The 14,792-nt window shown below is 65.1% G+C and carries 11 protein-coding genes; 4 read left to right on the forward strand and 7 right to left on the reverse strand.

The window, feature by feature from the left end; all coding sequences use genetic code 11:
* The first annotated feature begins 107 nt into the window (after positions 1-107).
* Both WAQ08_RS11015 and WAQ08_RS11020 read left to right on the forward strand, forming a co-directional pair.
* Complete coding sequence (locus WAQ08_RS11015) at positions 108-308, forward strand: hypothetical protein (protein WP_422191623.1); 201 nt, start codon at positions 108-110, stop codon at positions 306-308.
* Positions 309-318: 10 nt separating this feature from the next.
* On the forward strand, positions 319-909 hold the full coding sequence (locus tag WAQ08_RS11020) for a GNAT family N-acetyltransferase (RefSeq protein WP_422191624.1): 591 nt from the start codon (positions 319-321) through the stop codon (positions 907-909).
* Positions 910-949: 40 nt separating this feature from the next.
* Here the strand turns inward: WAQ08_RS11020 and WAQ08_RS11025 are convergent, their stop codons facing one another.
* The 4 genes from WAQ08_RS11025 to WAQ08_RS11040 all read right to left on the reverse strand — a co-directional run bounded on the left by WAQ08_RS11025 (position 950) and on the right by WAQ08_RS11040 (position 10,081).
* Positions 950-3,841, reverse strand: a complete 2,892-nt coding sequence (locus tag WAQ08_RS11025; RefSeq protein WP_422191625.1) for a type I secretion C-terminal target domain-containing protein — start codon at positions 3,839-3,841, stop codon at positions 950-952.
* A gap of 283 nt (positions 3,842-4,124) precedes the next feature.
* Positions 4,125-9,014 carry an Ig-like domain-containing protein gene (locus WAQ08_RS11030; protein WP_422191626.1) on the reverse strand — a complete coding sequence of 1,630 codons (4,890 nt, stop codon included), beginning with the start codon at positions 9,012-9,014 and terminating at the stop codon, positions 4,125-4,127.
* A 259-nt stretch (positions 9,015-9,273) separates the two neighbouring features.
* Entirely contained in the window at positions 9,274-9,705 is a 432-nt protein-coding gene (locus tag WAQ08_RS11035; RefSeq protein ID WP_422191627.1) for a DUF1841 family protein, read from the reverse strand.
* A 22-nt stretch (positions 9,706-9,727) separates the two neighbouring features.
* Positions 9,728-10,081: an FKBP-type peptidyl-prolyl cis-trans isomerase gene (locus WAQ08_RS11040; RefSeq protein WP_422191628.1), complete on the reverse strand. Its 354-nt coding sequence runs from the start codon at positions 10,079-10,081 to the stop codon at positions 9,728-9,730.
* Positions 10,082-10,283: 202 nt separating this feature from the next.
* Here WAQ08_RS11040 and WAQ08_RS11045 point away from each other — a divergent pair, with 202 nt between their 5' ends.
* Entirely contained in the window at positions 10,284-11,171 is an 888-nt protein-coding gene (locus WAQ08_RS11045; RefSeq protein WP_422191629.1) for an SdiA-regulated domain-containing protein, read from the forward strand.
* A gap of 45 nt (positions 11,172-11,216) precedes the next feature.
* Positions 11,217-11,855, forward strand: a complete 639-nt coding sequence (locus tag WAQ08_RS11050) for a lamin tail domain-containing protein (RefSeq protein WP_422191630.1) — start codon at positions 11,217-11,219, stop codon at positions 11,853-11,855.
* Between the two features lie 36 nt (positions 11,856-11,891).
* Here WAQ08_RS11050 and urtE read toward each other — a convergent pair whose 3' ends face one another.
* From urtE to urtC, 3 genes are all read right to left on the reverse strand, one after another.
* Positions 11,892-12,596, reverse strand: coding sequence for an urea ABC transporter ATP-binding subunit UrtE (urtE, locus tag WAQ08_RS11055; RefSeq protein ID WP_422191631.1), 705 nt, complete (start codon positions 12,594-12,596; stop codon positions 11,892-11,894).
* Positions 12,597-12,692: 96 nt separating this feature from the next.
* Entirely contained in the window at positions 12,693-13,589 is an 897-nt protein-coding gene (urtD, locus tag WAQ08_RS11060) for an urea ABC transporter ATP-binding protein UrtD (RefSeq protein WP_422191632.1), read from the reverse strand.
* Positions 13,586-14,728, reverse strand: a complete 1,143-nt coding sequence (gene urtC, locus WAQ08_RS11065; protein WP_422191633.1) for an urea ABC transporter permease subunit UrtC — start codon at positions 14,726-14,728, stop codon at positions 13,586-13,588. The genes urtD and urtC overlap by 4 nt, the downstream gene beginning before the upstream one ends.
* Positions 14,729-14,792 lie beyond the last annotated feature (64 nt).

Below are 14,792 nucleotides of genomic sequence, written 5' to 3' on the forward strand. Positions count from 1 at the left end.
TGGCCGGAGCCATGCGCTGGCGCCGGCCGCCTTGACCCTTGTCACCGTGGCCTGCACGGCTGCGATAGGATGCAGGATTGATCACTCGCCTGCACGCTGAACGCCCCATGGATGCCCCGAAACAAGCCCACATGTTCTGGATCATCGGCATCGTGCTGCTCGCTGCCGGTATTCCGGCGGTGGCCATCGGCTACTACAACGATTCGCTCACCTTCACCTTGGTCGGCCTGTCGGAACTGGTGTGCGGGCTGATCCTGATCACCATTGGGCTGCTCAGGCAGCAACGCCTCAAGCGCGACCGCTCGTGAGCATGGGCGCATGAACACGCAAACCCCGACATTGACCGGGCAGCGGATCGTGATGCGCCCCTTGCGGTCCAGCGATGCGCAAGCGCTCGTGCTGGCCGCCAGTGACGGCGAGCTGTGGAACCTGCCCTTCACGGTGGTGCCCTCAGAACAGACGGTCGAGGGCTACATTGCCAAGGCGCTGGAGGGCGAACGGCAAGGCCACGTGATGCCCTTCGTGACCACCTTGCGTGAAACAGGCCAGGTCATCGGCTCCTCCCGTTTCTGGAAGGTCGATGCGGCCAACAGAAAGCTGGAGATCGGACACACCTGGCTGGCGCGCTCCTGGCAGCGCAGCTTTGCCAACACCGAGGCCAAGCTGCTGATGCTGGGCCAGGCCTTCGAAGCCATGGGCTGCGTGCGCGTGCAATTGCAGACCGATGAGCGCAATGCCGTGTCGCGCGCCGCGATCCTTCGCCTGGGCGCCCAGCAGGAGGGCATCCTGCGCCACGAGCGCATCATGCCCGATGGCTTCATCCGCAACTCCGTGCGCTTCAGCATCATCGATGCCGAATGGCCGGGCGCGAAGCAGCGCCTGCAGGCCCGCCTGGCCATCACTGCCTGAGCGAGCAAGGCCGGGCCAGACCCAGCCTCACCCACCACACTCAAGCGTTGTCCACCAGCAGCTTGCCGCTTTCCAGCAGCTTGCCGATGATCTGCGCACCCGTCGCGTTGGCATCCAGGCCCAGGCCACTGCGCAGGTTCACGCCCTCCAGCACGATCTGCTGGTGATCCGCACCGGAGGCATAGGTACCGTTGGCGAAACTGCCCGTGGGGCTCACGCGGATGACCGTGCCGGAACCGCTGGTCTCGAAATCGAGGTAGTTGGCCAGGTTGCCGACGCCGCCCGTGGTGTTCTCGCCCTGCAGCAGGTCACGCAGATCCAGCACGTCACCGCCCGCCGCAGGTGCTGCGACATCGAAATCCTTGAGGGTGTCAACTGCTCGGCTGGTCGGAGCACTGCCTGCATCGGCCAGGCTCCAACGGAACACATCGGAGCCCTCACCGCCGATCAGGGTGTCGTTGCCTGCGCCGCCCACCAGCACATCATTGCCCGGGCCACCGTGCAGCAGGTCATTGCCGCCCAGGCCCTGCAGCACATCATCGCCCTCATTGCCGTACAGCTGGTCCCCCCCGATGCCGCCGACGATCGTGTCGTTGCCAGCATGGCCCAGGATGAGGTTGGCATCCGTGTTGCTACCCGACAGATCGTCTGCCGCTGTCGAGCCTTCCAGCACCACCGTACGCTGCACATCGATGGTCAGGGTCGTCGACAAGGCCACATCGCCGTCCTTGTCGGCCAGGCTGAAGCGGAACACTTCCGTGGCACTGGCACTCACGGGCGCATGCACCGTGTAGGTGTAGACACCGGTGTCGAAGTTCACGGTGAACTGCTGCCCCAGGGCCGTGGTGACGGACAACACCGGGTTGGCCGCATCGTAGGTGTGGACGACACCGTCGATCGTGATGCTGGCAACATGGCCGAACCCATCCGCACCGAGCAATTGCCCCTCGGCCAGAGAGCCCGTGGTGGTCTGCTTCACGGTGCCCGAGAGCACCTTGTCGAGCTGGCTCAGATCGGTGACCACCGAGGCATCCAGGTTCGAGGACGACTGCCCGTCGTAAGCAATAGGATTCAGATTGCTCTGGTTGACGCTCGTGCCCAGCCCGATCACATAGGAGGTGATGCTGTGGGCGTTGAGGAACGCCTGCCAGGCTGCCTCTTCGTCCGCATCGATGCCATCGCCCAGTTCGGGGTTGGTCACATTGCCGTCGTTGTTGCCGCCGAAAGCGATGCCCTTGGGGTTGGTGCTGGACAAGGTCGGATCACCATCGGACAGGAAGTAGGACACGTTCTGCGCGCCCACGATCTTGCCGTCGCTGCCGAAGGCATCCTGCGCGGCTGACAGGCCGTAGTCGTAGTTGGTGCTGCCGATGGCGAAGATGTTGGCCAGCAAGTCCTTCGCATCCGTGATGCTCACCCAGCTCGTGCCCAGGGCCTGCGTCGTGTCGGAGAAGGTCACCACGCGCACAGCCACATTGCCGAACTGATCGTACTGGTCGAGCAAGGCATTGATGGACTGGATGGCGGCCTGCAGGCTGCTCAGGGTGCCGATGCCGCTCTGGTTGTTCATGGAGCCAGACACGTCCAGCACGATCAGCACATTGGTGTCGAGCACCTGGACCGTGTCCGCGACGGGTAGCAGCGTGTTGGGGCTGTCATCGAGCACCGCCACCGTGAACGAGGTCGAGCCCGTGCCGCCACGGCCATCGCTCACGCCGACGCCAAAGACCAGATCGAGCGAATCCTCACCCGGGGCCGGGTGGCGCAGTGGCGCCAGCAGCTCGAAGGTGTAGTTGCCATCGGCATCCACGCTCAGGGTAGCCACCGTGCTTGAACCCGCCGTGCCCACCAACCCGCCATTGCCATCGCTGGCCCAGACCACCTCGCTGCCATTGGCCGCGATGATGCCGGAAGGCCCGGTCACGGTGATCATGGTGGCGTCGCCATCAGGATCAGACACGTTGATGCGGCCCTGCAGCACGGCCGATTCCGGATAAGGCGCGTTGGGATCGGTCACCCCGCCCGGCAGGCCTTCTTCAGACACCGTGCCCGACGTGGCCGTGACGGTCGGCGCATCGTTCACTTCGATGACCTCGATCGTCGTCACGGCGGTGTTGCTGAGCAGGCCGCCATCGGTCACCGTGATCTCCACGGTACGGTCCACGGTGGACGGGTTGCTGCTGGTGCTGGAAAAGCCGACCTCGCGCAAGGCGGCCTGGTAGGCCGCCAGGCTGGCTTCGCCCGTCAGGGTGATCACGCTCCCATTGACCGAGGCCGTGATGCCGGCCGGCAGCGCCCCCAGCACACTCAGGACATCGCCGGCCTGGGCGTTGGTCAGGGTGATGGTAGCCCCCTGCAGCACCGTGCTGTCGGCATCCGTGATGCTGACATCGACATCGGCCAGCCGCACTGGAGCCTGCTTCTCGGTATAGCTGGTCTGAAAGCCTCTGCCGACCGCGCCACTGGAGTCATTGGCGTCCAGGTCGAGCACGGGCGCCGCTGGCACGACCAGCGCATCGGCCAGGAAAGGCTGCTCCACCCCGCCCAGGGGGATGCCCGGCGTTGCCAGGGCGGTGTCATATGTGAACGCCAGCGGGCTCACCGACTCGCTGACCCGGTCAACGCGCAAGCCCGGGGTCAACCCGCCCTCCCCGCCACCGGTCAGGCCGGCGGCCGTGGCGAAATCCAGCTCGCCGTCTTCCAGCCCGGCGATCTCGCGGTCGATGTTGGTGGGTTCGGCCTGCAGGCTGGCGACCTGCCCGTCCGGCCGCATGATCTGCACGATGCCATCCTGGGAGGTCAGAATCTGGTCGGCCCATTCGACCTTGTCACCTACTTTCAGCGGCCTGAAGCTGCCATCGGGCATCTCGATGAAGGCCTGTCCCCACAAGGCGGTCACGGTTCCGGATTGGGATTTCGCGAGCAGTGGCATGACATCTCCTGCAGGTAATACAACTGCGTGAAATGTAACCCCACCTTTTGCGCCAAAACAAACCAAAACCGCACTCCGGAGTGCGGCAAATCACACCGTGATGCGCAGTTTTCCGGATAAGGGTAGGCGCCAAAGCGTGATCGAATGCACGCCACGGCACGGTATGCATGCCCCCCCGCACGCTTGATCAGGGCTGCCCCCGACATGCAGGGCAGCGATGCATTTTGTTCACAACATGAAAAAGCCCGCCGAAGCGGGCTTTCGAAGGGCAAGAAGCTGCGGATCAGTTGTCCACCAGCAGCTTGCCGTCCTGGATCAGCTTGGTGATGATCTGGGCATCGGTGGCGTTGGCCGCCAGCCCCAGGCCGGTGCGGATGTTCACCCCCTCCAGCACGATCTGCTGGTGATCGTTCGCCGCGGTGTAGTTGCCGTTGCTGAACGCACCCGTCGGGCTGATGCGGATCACCGTGTTGCTGCCGGAGGTGTCGAAGTCAAGGTAGTTCTGCAGGTTGCCCGCACCGCCGGTGGTGTTCTCACCGGTGAGCAGATCACGCAGATCCAGCACATCGCCACCGGCCGAAGCCGCAGCCACGTTGAAGTCCTTGACGGTATCGACCGCACGCGTGGCCGCGCTGGTACCCGGATCGGCCAGCGTCCACTGGAACACGTCCGTTCCCAGGCCGCCGGTCAGCACGTCGTTGCCCGCACCGCCGATCAACAGGTCGTTGCCTTCGCCGCCATTGAGCGTGTCGTTGCCAGATCCACCGTGCAGCACATCGTTGCCGGCACCACCGTTGATGATGTCGTCGCCGTTGTTGCCGTACAGCTTGTCGTCGCCGGCACCGCCGTTGATGGTGTCATTGCCATCGCCACCAGTGATGAAGTCGATGCCCGAGCCACCCGTCAGCGTGTCCGCACCGCTGGTGCCGTTGGTGATCACCGGCTTGCTGACGTTCACGGTCAAGGTCGAGCCCGTGGTGTCGCCATCGCGGTCGCTGATCACGAAGCCGAGCACCTCGTTGGCACCGGCAGCCGGCACGGCGGGAGGCACCTCGTAGCGGTAGTCGCCACCATCCATGTCGACGATGAACTTGCCGCCCACCGAACCATCGGCCAGCTTGGTGGTGATGGTCAGGGTGTCGGTGGTGGTGTCGAACACGCCGGCACTGGTGCCACCCGTGACCGTGATCGAGCCGCCGTTGGCTGGATCGTAGGTGTAGGTGACGCCATTGACCGTGAGTGACTTGACGTAGCCCGGCGCATCCGCGCCCTGGCTGCCGCCCGCAGCCAGGAAGCTGCCCGACAGCAGGTTGCCACTGACCGAGGCAGGCACCGTGCTGGCCAGCACGCCATCGAGCTGCGAGAAGGCGCTCACGATCACGCCATTGCGCTCGGCCACGGCACGCCCGTCATAGGCGATCGGATCGAGATAGGTACGCTGGGCGGCCGTCACGCCACCCACGCCCAGCGCGAAGCTGTCGATCTGATTGGCCACCAGGAAGTTCTTCCACAGAGCTTCCTCTGCGGCCTGGATGCCCGTGTCGTCGCTGCCCGTCTGGGTGTTGCCCGAGCCGTTGGTGGCAGGCGTGCCAGGGCTCTGGCCTGCGGGCGTGAGTTGGCTGGTGGTGCCCGAACCGTAGGTGGGCGCCCCGTCAGAGATGAAGTACGACACGTTCTGGCCGGAAGCCAGCTTGCCAGCGCTGGAGAAGGCCGTGATGGCATCGCCCAGGGCCTCGTCATAGTTGGTACCCTGGTTGGTCGGGGCAATCGTGCCCAGCCCAGCCAGGATGGTGCGGGCCTCGGCCACGGTCGTCCACACATCGCCACGGGCCTCGGCGTTGGTGCCGAAGGTGACCAGGCGCACGCGCGCATCACCCAGCGCGTCGTACTTGTCGAGCAGCGCGTTGATGGACGCGATGGCGCTGGCCAGGCGGGTCGTGCCGTTGACACCGTCGGTGGTGTTCATGGACGTGGACATGTCCAGGATCACCATGATGTTGGTGTCGATCACGGACGTGTCACGGCTCTGCGACACGGCGTTGCTCGGCGCGTCGTCTTCCACGTTGATGGTCAGCGTGGTCGAGCCCGAAAGCTGGCCGTCGCTGGCACGCACGGTGAAGTTCAGCGGCAGCACGTCTTCGGCATTGGCGATCGGGTGATCCAGCGGCGCCTTCAGCGTGAAGGTGTAGCCACCGTTGTTGTCGATGGTGAGCGTGCCCACGGTGACACCGCCCGCGGTGGCGGTCAGGGTCTGGGTGCCGTTGCCGGTCCAGCTCACGGCCACGCCGCCCGAGGTCAGGGCCGTGGTCGGCGCTTCCAGCGTCCAGTTGGTGGGGGCGGTGCCATCCGGGTCGATGGCCTGGATGGAGCCCGACACGGTGGCCGAGTTGGTGGTGTCCGAAGGCGAGCCGGCGTTGTCGACCAGGCCGCCAGCCAGACCTTCTTCCGACACGGCAGCGGTCTGCGCGGTCAGCACAGGCGCGTCATTGACCGGCGTGACACCAATGTTGACGGTCGAGGTGGCCTTGCCGCCGTGACCATCATCGATCAGCACGGTGAAGCTGTCGCTGCCGTTGTAGTCGGGCTTGGGCGTGTACGTCCAGGTGCCGTCCGGGTTGACCGTGACGGTGCCATTGGTCGGGTCGCTGCCCTTCGTGAAGGTCAGCGCGTCGCCATCCTTGTCGGTGGCCTTGACCTGACCGCTCACCGGCGTGTCTTCCGGCGTCGTGTAGCTGTAGTTGCCCGTGACCGGGTCGAACGAGCTGCCCGGACCGCCCGGGTTGGCCGGGGTGTCCGTCACTTCCGGCGGATCGTTCACCGGCGTGACGTTCATGCGCACCGTGGCCGTGTCCGTGCCGCCCTTGCCGTCGCTGATGGTGTACTGGAAGCTCACTTGGCCGTTGTAGTTGGCCGCCGGATCCACCGTCAGCGTGCCGTCGGCGTTGACCGTGATCTTGGCGATCTCCGCACCACCGGCACCGGTCAGCGTGACCGTGCTGCCAGCCGTGACATCCTGATTGCCGATCTTGGTGATCGTGAGCGTGTCACCGTCGATGTCCTTGTCGTTGTCCAGCACGCGCACCACCACGGTGGTGTCTTCAGGCGTGGTGGCGTTGTCGGCCACGGCCACCGGGGCGTCGTTGGCGCCGGTCACCGTCACCGTCAGCGTGGCCGTGTCGGCCAGGCCGCCACCGTCCTTGACGGTGTAGGTGAACACGTCGCGGCCGGTCTCGCCATCGTCCAGGGCCTTGGCCGTGTCGTTGGGGGTGTAGGTGTAGGAGCCATCGGCGCGCAGCACCAGCGTGCCGTACTGGCCCTGCAGGGCGGTGCCCACGGTGCCCGGTGTGCCGTTGAAGGACACGGCGGTGACGGTCAGGCTGTCGCCGTCGATGTCGCTGTCGCGGCCGGCCGGGTTGGCGCCGCTCAGGATCACGCCGTTGGCGGCGCTCACGGTCAGCACGGCGTTCTGGCCAATCTGGCCCACGTCGTCCTGCGCCACGGGGGCGTCATTGACGCCACCCACGGTCACCGTGACGGTGGCCGTGCTGGTCGCGCCACTCGGGTCCTTGATGGTGTAGGTAAAGCTGTCCGTGCCCACGAAGTCCAGCTTGGGCGTGTACACGGGGTTGCCGGTCTGCGGGTTGATCACCACCGTGCCATTGGCCCCTTGCGTCACCGCGGTCACCGTCAGCACATCGCCGTCGGTCGCCATATCGGCATCGGTGTCGTTGTTGCGCACCTGCACTTCGATGGGCTTGTCTTCCTCGGTCGACACGTTGTCGTTGACGGCCACCGGCGCGTCGTTGACCGGCGTCACCGTCACCTTCACGTCGACTTCGACCGGGGTCTCGCCGTCGGTCACGGTGTACTTGAAGCTGGCATCGCCGTGGTAGTTCGGCGCCGGGGTGAAGGTCACCTTGCCGTCGGCATTGAGCGTGACCGTGCCCTTGCCGGGCAGCTCCACCGAGCCGCCCACCGCGATGGGCTGGCCGTTGATGTGCGTGATCGTCAGCTTGTCGCCATCGGCGTCTGTGTCGTTGGCCAGCAGGTCGATCACCTTGGGGGTGTCTTCCGGCGTGGCGGCTTCATCGGCCACGGCCACCGGCGTGTCGCTCAGCGGGTCGACCGTCAGCGTCACGCGGGCATCGTCGGTGGCGCCGCTGGGGTCCTTGACTGTGTAGGTGAAGCTGGCGTCGCCGTTGTAGTTGGGCGCCGGGGTGAAGGTCAGCGTGCCGTCGGTGTTCAGGGTGACCGTGCCCTTGCCTGGCAGGTCCACAGAACCGCCGGGCACGATGTCCTTGCCGTCGATCTTGGTGACCGTCAGCTTGTCGCCATCAACGTCCTTGTCGTTCTTGAGCACGTCGATGATCACCGGGCGGTCTTCGGGCGTGGAGATGCTGTCGTCCACGGCCACAGGCGCGTCATTGACCGGCGTGACACCAATGTTGACGGTCGAGGTGGCCTTGCCGCCGTGACCATCATCGATCAGCACGGTGAAGCTGTCGTTGCCGTTGTAGTCCTTGCCCGGGGTGTAGGTCCAGGTGCCGTCCGGGTTGACCGTGACGGTGCCATTGGTCGGGTCGCTGCCCTTGACGAAGCTGAGCGTGTCACCGTCGGCATCAGTCGCCTTGACTTGGCCACTGACCGGCGTGTCTTCCGGCGTGGTCACGGTGTAGTTGCCCGTCACAGGATCGAACGAGCTGCCCGGGCCGCCCGGGTTGCCCGGCGTATCAGTCACCACAGGCGGGTTGTTCACGGCCGTGAAGAACAGCGGCTGCGTCACACCGACCGGAATCTCAGGCGCCGGGCGCTCGGTACCGAACTGGAAGGACAGCTGCGTGACCGATTCGCTGACGCGGTCCACGCGCAGGCCCGGCGTGAGCCCGCCTTCGCCACCACCGGTCAGGCCGGCGGCGGTTGCTTCTTCACCGCTTTCCAGCGCAGCGATGTCACGGTCGAGATCCGTGACAGGCGCCACCGGCTTGACCTCGGCCACCTTGCCCTTGGGGTTGGTGATCTGAACGATGCCGTCCTGCGTGGTGATGATCTGCTCACCCGGCTTGACCTGATCGCCCATCTGCAGCGGCTTGAGCTTGCCATTGGGCAGCTTCACGAATGCAGAGCCCCAGAGGCCAGTGACGACACCGGAAGGCGACTTGGAAAGAATGGGCATGGCAGATCCTGTCTGTGACGTGATTGACCATGAATGTAACCCCACGCAACGACGCCCAAACACCTCTTTTCCACCTGATCAGGTGGAATGCATCACACCTCAACGCCGTTTGCCACCCCATAAGGCACCGGCAATTTGTGATCGATGTCACATCACGAATGCTCAAATTGGACAAATCAAGGGGAATGAGGACAAGCGCGCAGCAGAGCACCCGACCACCCGAATGCGGGGCAGCCGCCTTGAAAACCACAATGTGAAATCAACGGCTGGCGCGCGCCAGGATATCGGCGATGTACGCCTCGCCGTCAAACGGCATGCCGGAGCGCTGCGAGGCCCAGACCATCTGGCCCAGGGACTCCATCACCTCATGATGGGCCTCATGCAGCGAAGCGCGTCGATGCGCTAGGCGCTCCACCGCGGCCTTGATGCCGCGGGGTTGGTCGATGCTGGTCTGCTCGGTGATCGAGAGGTGCATCGACAGGTGCAGGAAGGGGTTGGTGCGCCCCTCCTCCACCTTGAACTGGGCGGCGATGGCCACCTCCACGTCAGAAAGATCCCCGTGGTATTCGGGATGCTGAGTGATCCAGTCGACGGCCAGCGCCTCCAGCGGCGTGAGCGGCTGCACCGCCTGGTGCTTGGCCCAGGCGCCGCAAAAAAACCGCCGTACTTCTTCCTGGCTCGGCGCGAACATGCCGGATCCCCCTGACCCAGCCTCAGACGGCCAGCAGTTCCACTTCGAACAGCAGCGTGGCGTTGGGCGGGATCACGCCGCCGGCGCCGCGGGCACCGTAGCCCAGTTCGGCGGGGATCGTCAGCACGCGGGTGCCGCCGACCTTCATGCCTTGCACGCCTTCGTCCCAGCCGCGGATGACGTGGCCGGCGCCCAGGGGAAACTCGAAGGGGTCGTTGCGGTCCTTGCTGGAATCGAACTTGGCGCCCTTGGTGCCGTTGTCGAACAGCCAGCCGGTGTAGTGCACGGACACGTAGGCGCCAGCCTGGGCTTCGTCGCCGCTGCCCACGACAGTGTCTTCGTATTGCAGGCCGGAGGGGGTGGTGGTCGCGGGCATGGCGGCTCCTAAAAAGAGTGTGTCGGAGGGATGAAAAAGAGGCCCGAGTCTAACTGGACCACCCATCCCTGGGGGTGAAGGGCCGGCGATGCCCTTGCGTCACTGAATTGCAATCTTCGTTTCATAAAGTGCGCCGGCTCCATCTTCGCAGCGGAGATGGTCACACGCAATCCAACGCCTCAAAGCCTCGCTGGAGTACCCGATGTCCTTTTCCATCCGTTCCGCTGCCGCCCTGCTGCTGGCCGCCTGCGCGCCGCTGGGTGCGAGCGCCGCCGGCCTCGATCTGTCACGCTACAGCCTCACGCAGACCTTCGCCCTGCCCACATCCACCGCGTCCGAGTCGTCGACCATCACCTGGAACTGGGACAACGACCACCTCTACGTGGTCGGCGACGAAGGCGACTACATCACCGAAGTGACGCGCACCGGCACCGTGGTGAGCAGCATGCGCCTGAGCGGTTTCGATGACACCGAAGCGCTGACCTACATCGGCAACGGCCAGTTCGTGGTCGGCGAAGAGCGCATTCAAGACGTCTACAAGCTGACCTACCAGGCCGGCGGCACGGCCTCGCGCGGCGCGCTGGCCACCGTCTCGCTGGGCGCCACCGTGGGCAACGTGGGCCTGGAAGGCATCTCGTACGACCGCGCCAGCGGCCAGTTCGTGACCGTGAAGGAAAAGGGCCCGCAGTTCGTCGGCCTGGGCAGCATCGACTTCAGCAACAGCACGCACACCGTGGGCGGCCTGTTCACGCCCAACCTGGGGGTGGCCGATTTGTCGGACGTGCAGACACTCAGCGGCTTCGTGGGCACCAGCTACGCCGGCAACCTGCTGATCATCAGCCAGGAATCGCGCAGCCTGCTGGAAGTGACCCGCGCCGGCGTGGTCGTCAGCAGTTTCGATTTCAGCGCGATCTCCGACACGGCCGAGGGCGTGACCATCACCGCCGACGGCACGATCTACCTGACCGACGAGACGCCCAACATCTACGTGTTCAGCGCCACCCCGGTGCCCGAGCCCGAGACCTACGCCCTGATGTTCAGCGGCCTGGCCGTGCTCGGCGCCGTCGCCGCCCGCCGTCGCCGCGCCTGAAGCCCTCCCATTGTTCCAACCGTCAAACCCAACAGGATGTTGTCCATGAAGTTCATCAAGATCGCCGCCATCGCGGCCGCCGCCATCGCCTCCACCGCCGCTCAGGCGCAAGTCGCCATCACCGAGTGGATGTACAAGGGCGGCGTCGGCGAGTTCATCGAGTTCACCAACATCGGCACCACCGCCGTCGATTTCAGCAACTGGAGCTACGATGACGATTCGCGCATCGCGGGCGTGTTCTCGCTGGCCGGCCTGGGCACCGTGGCCGCGGGCGAATCGGTCATCATCACAGAGACCGAGGCCGACGTGTTCCGCGCCGACTGGGGCCTGAGCCTCAGCGTCAAGGTGCTGGGCAACTACACCAACAACCTGGGCAACGGCGACGAGGTCAATCTGTACAACGGCACCACGCTGGTGGACCGCCTGACCTTCGGCAAGACGCTGCAGACATCGGATGTCAGCGGCCACGCCACCAGCCTGGCCGCCCTGGGCGCCAACAACGTGAGTCTGTGGGTGCTGTCGTCGGTGGGCGATGTGGAAGGTTCGTGGCGCTCGGTGGTCGGCACCATCGGCAGCCCCGGCCAGACCTCGTTCGCGCCGGCCGTGCCCGAGCCCCAGACCTACGCGATGATGGTGGCCGGCCTGTGCGTGGTCGGCGCAATGGCCCGCCGCCGTCGCGGCTGAGGCCTGCCTTCATCCAGCGTGGTTTGAGGTGCTGCGTCAGATCGACATGCGCTGGCGCACGCCTTCGGCTTCCATGTCGACGCCACGGCCGCGCTGGATGATCTCGCCACGCTCCATCACCAGGTACTGGTCGGCCAGTTCTGCGGCGAAATCGTAGAACTGCTCGACCAGCACCACGGCCATCTTCTGTCCGTTCAGGCCCTCATCGGCCAGCTTGCGGATGGCGCGGCCGATGTCCTTGATGATGCTGGGCTGGATGCCTTCGGTGGGCTCATCGAGGATCAGCAGCTTGGGGCCGGCCGCCAGCGCACGCGCGATGGCCAGTTGCTGCTGCTGCCCGCCCGACAGATCGCCGCCCCGGCGGTGCATCATCTGCTTGAGCACCGGGAACAGATCGAAGAGCTGCTCCGGGAACGGCGTGCTGCCCGGCTTGCTGGCCAGGCCCATCTGCAGGTTCTCGGCCACCGTGAGGCGCCCGAAGATCTCGCGGCCCTGCGGTACATAGCCCACGCCCAGGCGCACTCGCTCGTAGGGCTTGAGCTTGTCGATGGTCTGGCCATCGAGCTTGATCGCGCCCGACTTGATCGGCACCAGGCCCATCAGGCTCTTGAGCAGCGTGGTCTTGCCCACGCCGTTGCGGCCCAGGACGACAGTGACCTCGCCCACCTTGGCTTCAAAACCCAGGCCGCGCAGGATGTGCGAGCCGCCGTAGTATTGGTTGACTTGTTCAACGTTAAGCATCTTCATTCCTTAGCGTGTCCGCCTGCCGCAGGGCCGCCCCAAGGCAGGCGTTGCCCCTCGGGGGCCGCGAAGCCGCGCAGCGGCAAGCTGGGGGCCTCATCGCCCCAGGTAGACCTCAACGACCTTGTCGTTGGCCTGCACTTGCGCCAGCGTGCCTTCGGCCAGCACCGAGCCTTCGTGCAGCACGGTCACCTTCTTCTTGTCGGCGGTGGCGCCGCGTGTGGTCAACTCGTTGATGAACTTCATGTCGTGCTCGACGACGACCAGCGAGTGCGCGCCTTCGAGCGAGAGGAACAACTCGGCGGTGCGTTCGGTCTCCTCATCGGTCATGCCGGCCACGGGCTCGTCCAGCAGCAGCAGCTTCGGATCCTGCATCAGCAGCATGCCGATCTCCAGCCACTGCTTCTGGCCGTGCGACAGCAGGCCGGCCGTGCGCTGGGCATCATCCTTGAGGTGGATCAGCTTGAGCATCTCGGCGATGCGGTCCATCTGCGCACTGTCCAGCTTGAAGAACACCGACGACAGCGCACGGCGATCAGCCTTGAGCGCCAGCTCCAGGTTCTCGAACACGCTGAGCTGCTCGAACACCGTGGGCTTCTGGAACTTGCGGCCGATGCCCACCTGCGCGATCTCGTTCTCGCGCATCGAGAGTAGATCGATGGTGGAGCCGAAGAAGGCCTTGCCCACATCGGGCCGGGTCTTGCCGGTGATCACGTCCATCATCGTGGTCTTGCCCGCACCGTTGGGGCCGATGATGCAGCGCATCTCGCCCACGGCGATGTTCAGGCTGAGCTTGTTCAAGGCCTTGAAGCCATCGAAGCTCACCGAGATGTCGTCCAGGTACAGGATCGTGCCGTGGGCCACGTCCAGCTGGCCAGGCTCGACCACGCGGCCGTAGGCAGCTTCTCGCCCACCGGATTCACCAGCGTTGGTAGGGGCACCTTTGGCGCGGTTCAGCGTGACCGTGCCTTCTTCCATCAGATCGGGGGTCATGCCTTCACCTCGGCCTTGTTCTTGTTGAGGAGCTTCTTGACGCCGCCCACGATGCCCTGCGGCAGGAACAGCGTGACCAGGATGAACAGCAGGCCCAGGAAGTACAGCCAGAACTCCGGGAAGGCCACGGTGAACCAGCTCTTGGCCCCGTTGACGAAAAAGGCGCCGATGATCGGGCCGATCAGCGTGGCGCGCCCCCCCACCGCCGCCCAGATCGCCATCTCGATGCCCGCGGCTGGCGACATCTCGCTCGGGTTGATGATGCCCACCTGCGGCACGTACAGGGCCCCGGCGATGCCGCACATCATGGCCGACAGCGTCCAGATGGCCAGCTTGTAGGCCAGCGGGTTGTAGCCGCAGAACATGACGCGGTTCTCCGCATCGCGGATGGCCTGCAGCACGCGGCCGAACTTGGTGTTCACCAGCCAGCGCGCCATCAGGTAGAAACCGATCAGCGTGAGGCCCGTGATCACGAACAGCGCCATGCGGGTAGACGGCTGCGCGATGGTGATGCCCAAGATGCGCTTGAAGTCGGTGAAGCCGTTGTTGCCGCCGAAGCCCGTCTCATTGCGGAAGAAGAGCAGCATGGCGGCAAACGTCATCGCCTGCGTGATGATCGAGAAGTACACGCCCTTGATGCGCGAACGGAAGGCAAAGAAGCCGAAGATGAAGGCCAGCAGGCCCGGCACCAGCACCACCAGGATCATCTGCGCGATGAAGGATTCAGAGAAGGTCCAGTGCCAGGGCACCTCCTTCCAGTCCAGGAAGACCATGAAATCAGGCAGATCGCTCTTGTAGCTGCCGTCGCGGCCGATCTGGCGCATCAGGTACATGCCCATGGCATAGCCGCCCAAGGCGAAGAACAGGCCGTGGCCCAGCGACAGGATGCCGGTGTAGCCCCAGATCAGGTCCATGGCCAGCGCGCAGATGGCGTAGCACATGATCTTGGCGATCAGCGACAGCGCGTAGTCGGACAGATGGAACACGCTGCCCTCGGGCACCAGCAGGTTCAGCACGGGCGCCAGCACCACCACAGTGATCACCGCGGCGATCACGGCCGTCCAGCCCTTGGGGCCCAGCGCGCTGTTGGGCACGGTCGGCACCGCCAGCGTCAGGCTCGGAGAAGTCATTGTTGTCATCGTTGGAACCTCAGGAACAACCCATCGCATGCATCAGTCAGGATCAAGCAGGCAGCCAAGGATC

It is taken from the genome of Aquabacterium sp. (assembly GCF_049274795.1).
In the GTDB taxonomy this organism is placed as follows: Bacteria; Pseudomonadota; Gammaproteobacteria; order Burkholderiales; family Burkholderiaceae_C; genus Aquabacterium.

What these genes read in the sequence shown, in the direction of transcription:
- WAQ08_RS11015 (WP_422191623.1), top strand. Translation starts at nt 108, where the DNA reads ATGGATGCCCCGAAACAAGCCCACATGTTCTGGATCATCGGCATCGTG.
- WAQ08_RS11020 (WP_422191624.1), top strand. Translation starts at nt 319, where the DNA reads ATGAACACGCAAACCCCGACATTGACCGGGCAGCGGATCGTGATGCGC.
- WAQ08_RS11025 (WP_422191625.1), bottom strand. Translation starts at nt 3,841, where the DNA reads ATGCCACTGCTCGCGAAATCCCAATCCGGAACCGTGACCGCCTTGTGG.
- WAQ08_RS11030 (WP_422191626.1), bottom strand. Translation starts at nt 9,014, where the DNA reads ATGCCCATTCTTTCCAAGTCGCCTTCCGGTGTCGTCACTGGCCTCTGG.
- WAQ08_RS11035 (WP_422191627.1), bottom strand. Translation starts at nt 9,705, where the DNA reads ATGTTCGCGCCGAGCCAGGAAGAAGTACGGCGGTTTTTTTGCGGCGCC.
- WAQ08_RS11040 (WP_422191628.1), bottom strand. Translation starts at nt 10,081, where the DNA reads ATGCCCGCGACCACCACCCCCTCCGGCCTGCAATACGAAGACACTGTC.
- WAQ08_RS11045 (WP_422191629.1), top strand. Translation starts at nt 10,284, where the DNA reads ATGTCCTTTTCCATCCGTTCCGCTGCCGCCCTGCTGCTGGCCGCCTGC.
- WAQ08_RS11050 (WP_422191630.1), top strand. Translation starts at nt 11,217, where the DNA reads ATGAAGTTCATCAAGATCGCCGCCATCGCGGCCGCCGCCATCGCCTCC.
- urtE (WP_422191631.1), bottom strand. Translation starts at nt 12,596, where the DNA reads ATGCTTAACGTTGAACAAGTCAACCAATACTACGGCGGCTCGCACATC.
- urtD (WP_422191632.1), bottom strand. Translation starts at nt 13,589, where the DNA reads ATGACCCCCGATCTGATGGAAGAAGGCACGGTCACGCTGAACCGCGCC.
- urtC (WP_422191633.1), bottom strand. Translation starts at nt 14,728, where the DNA reads ATGACAACAATGACTTCTCCGAGCCTGACGCTGGCGGTGCCGACCGTG.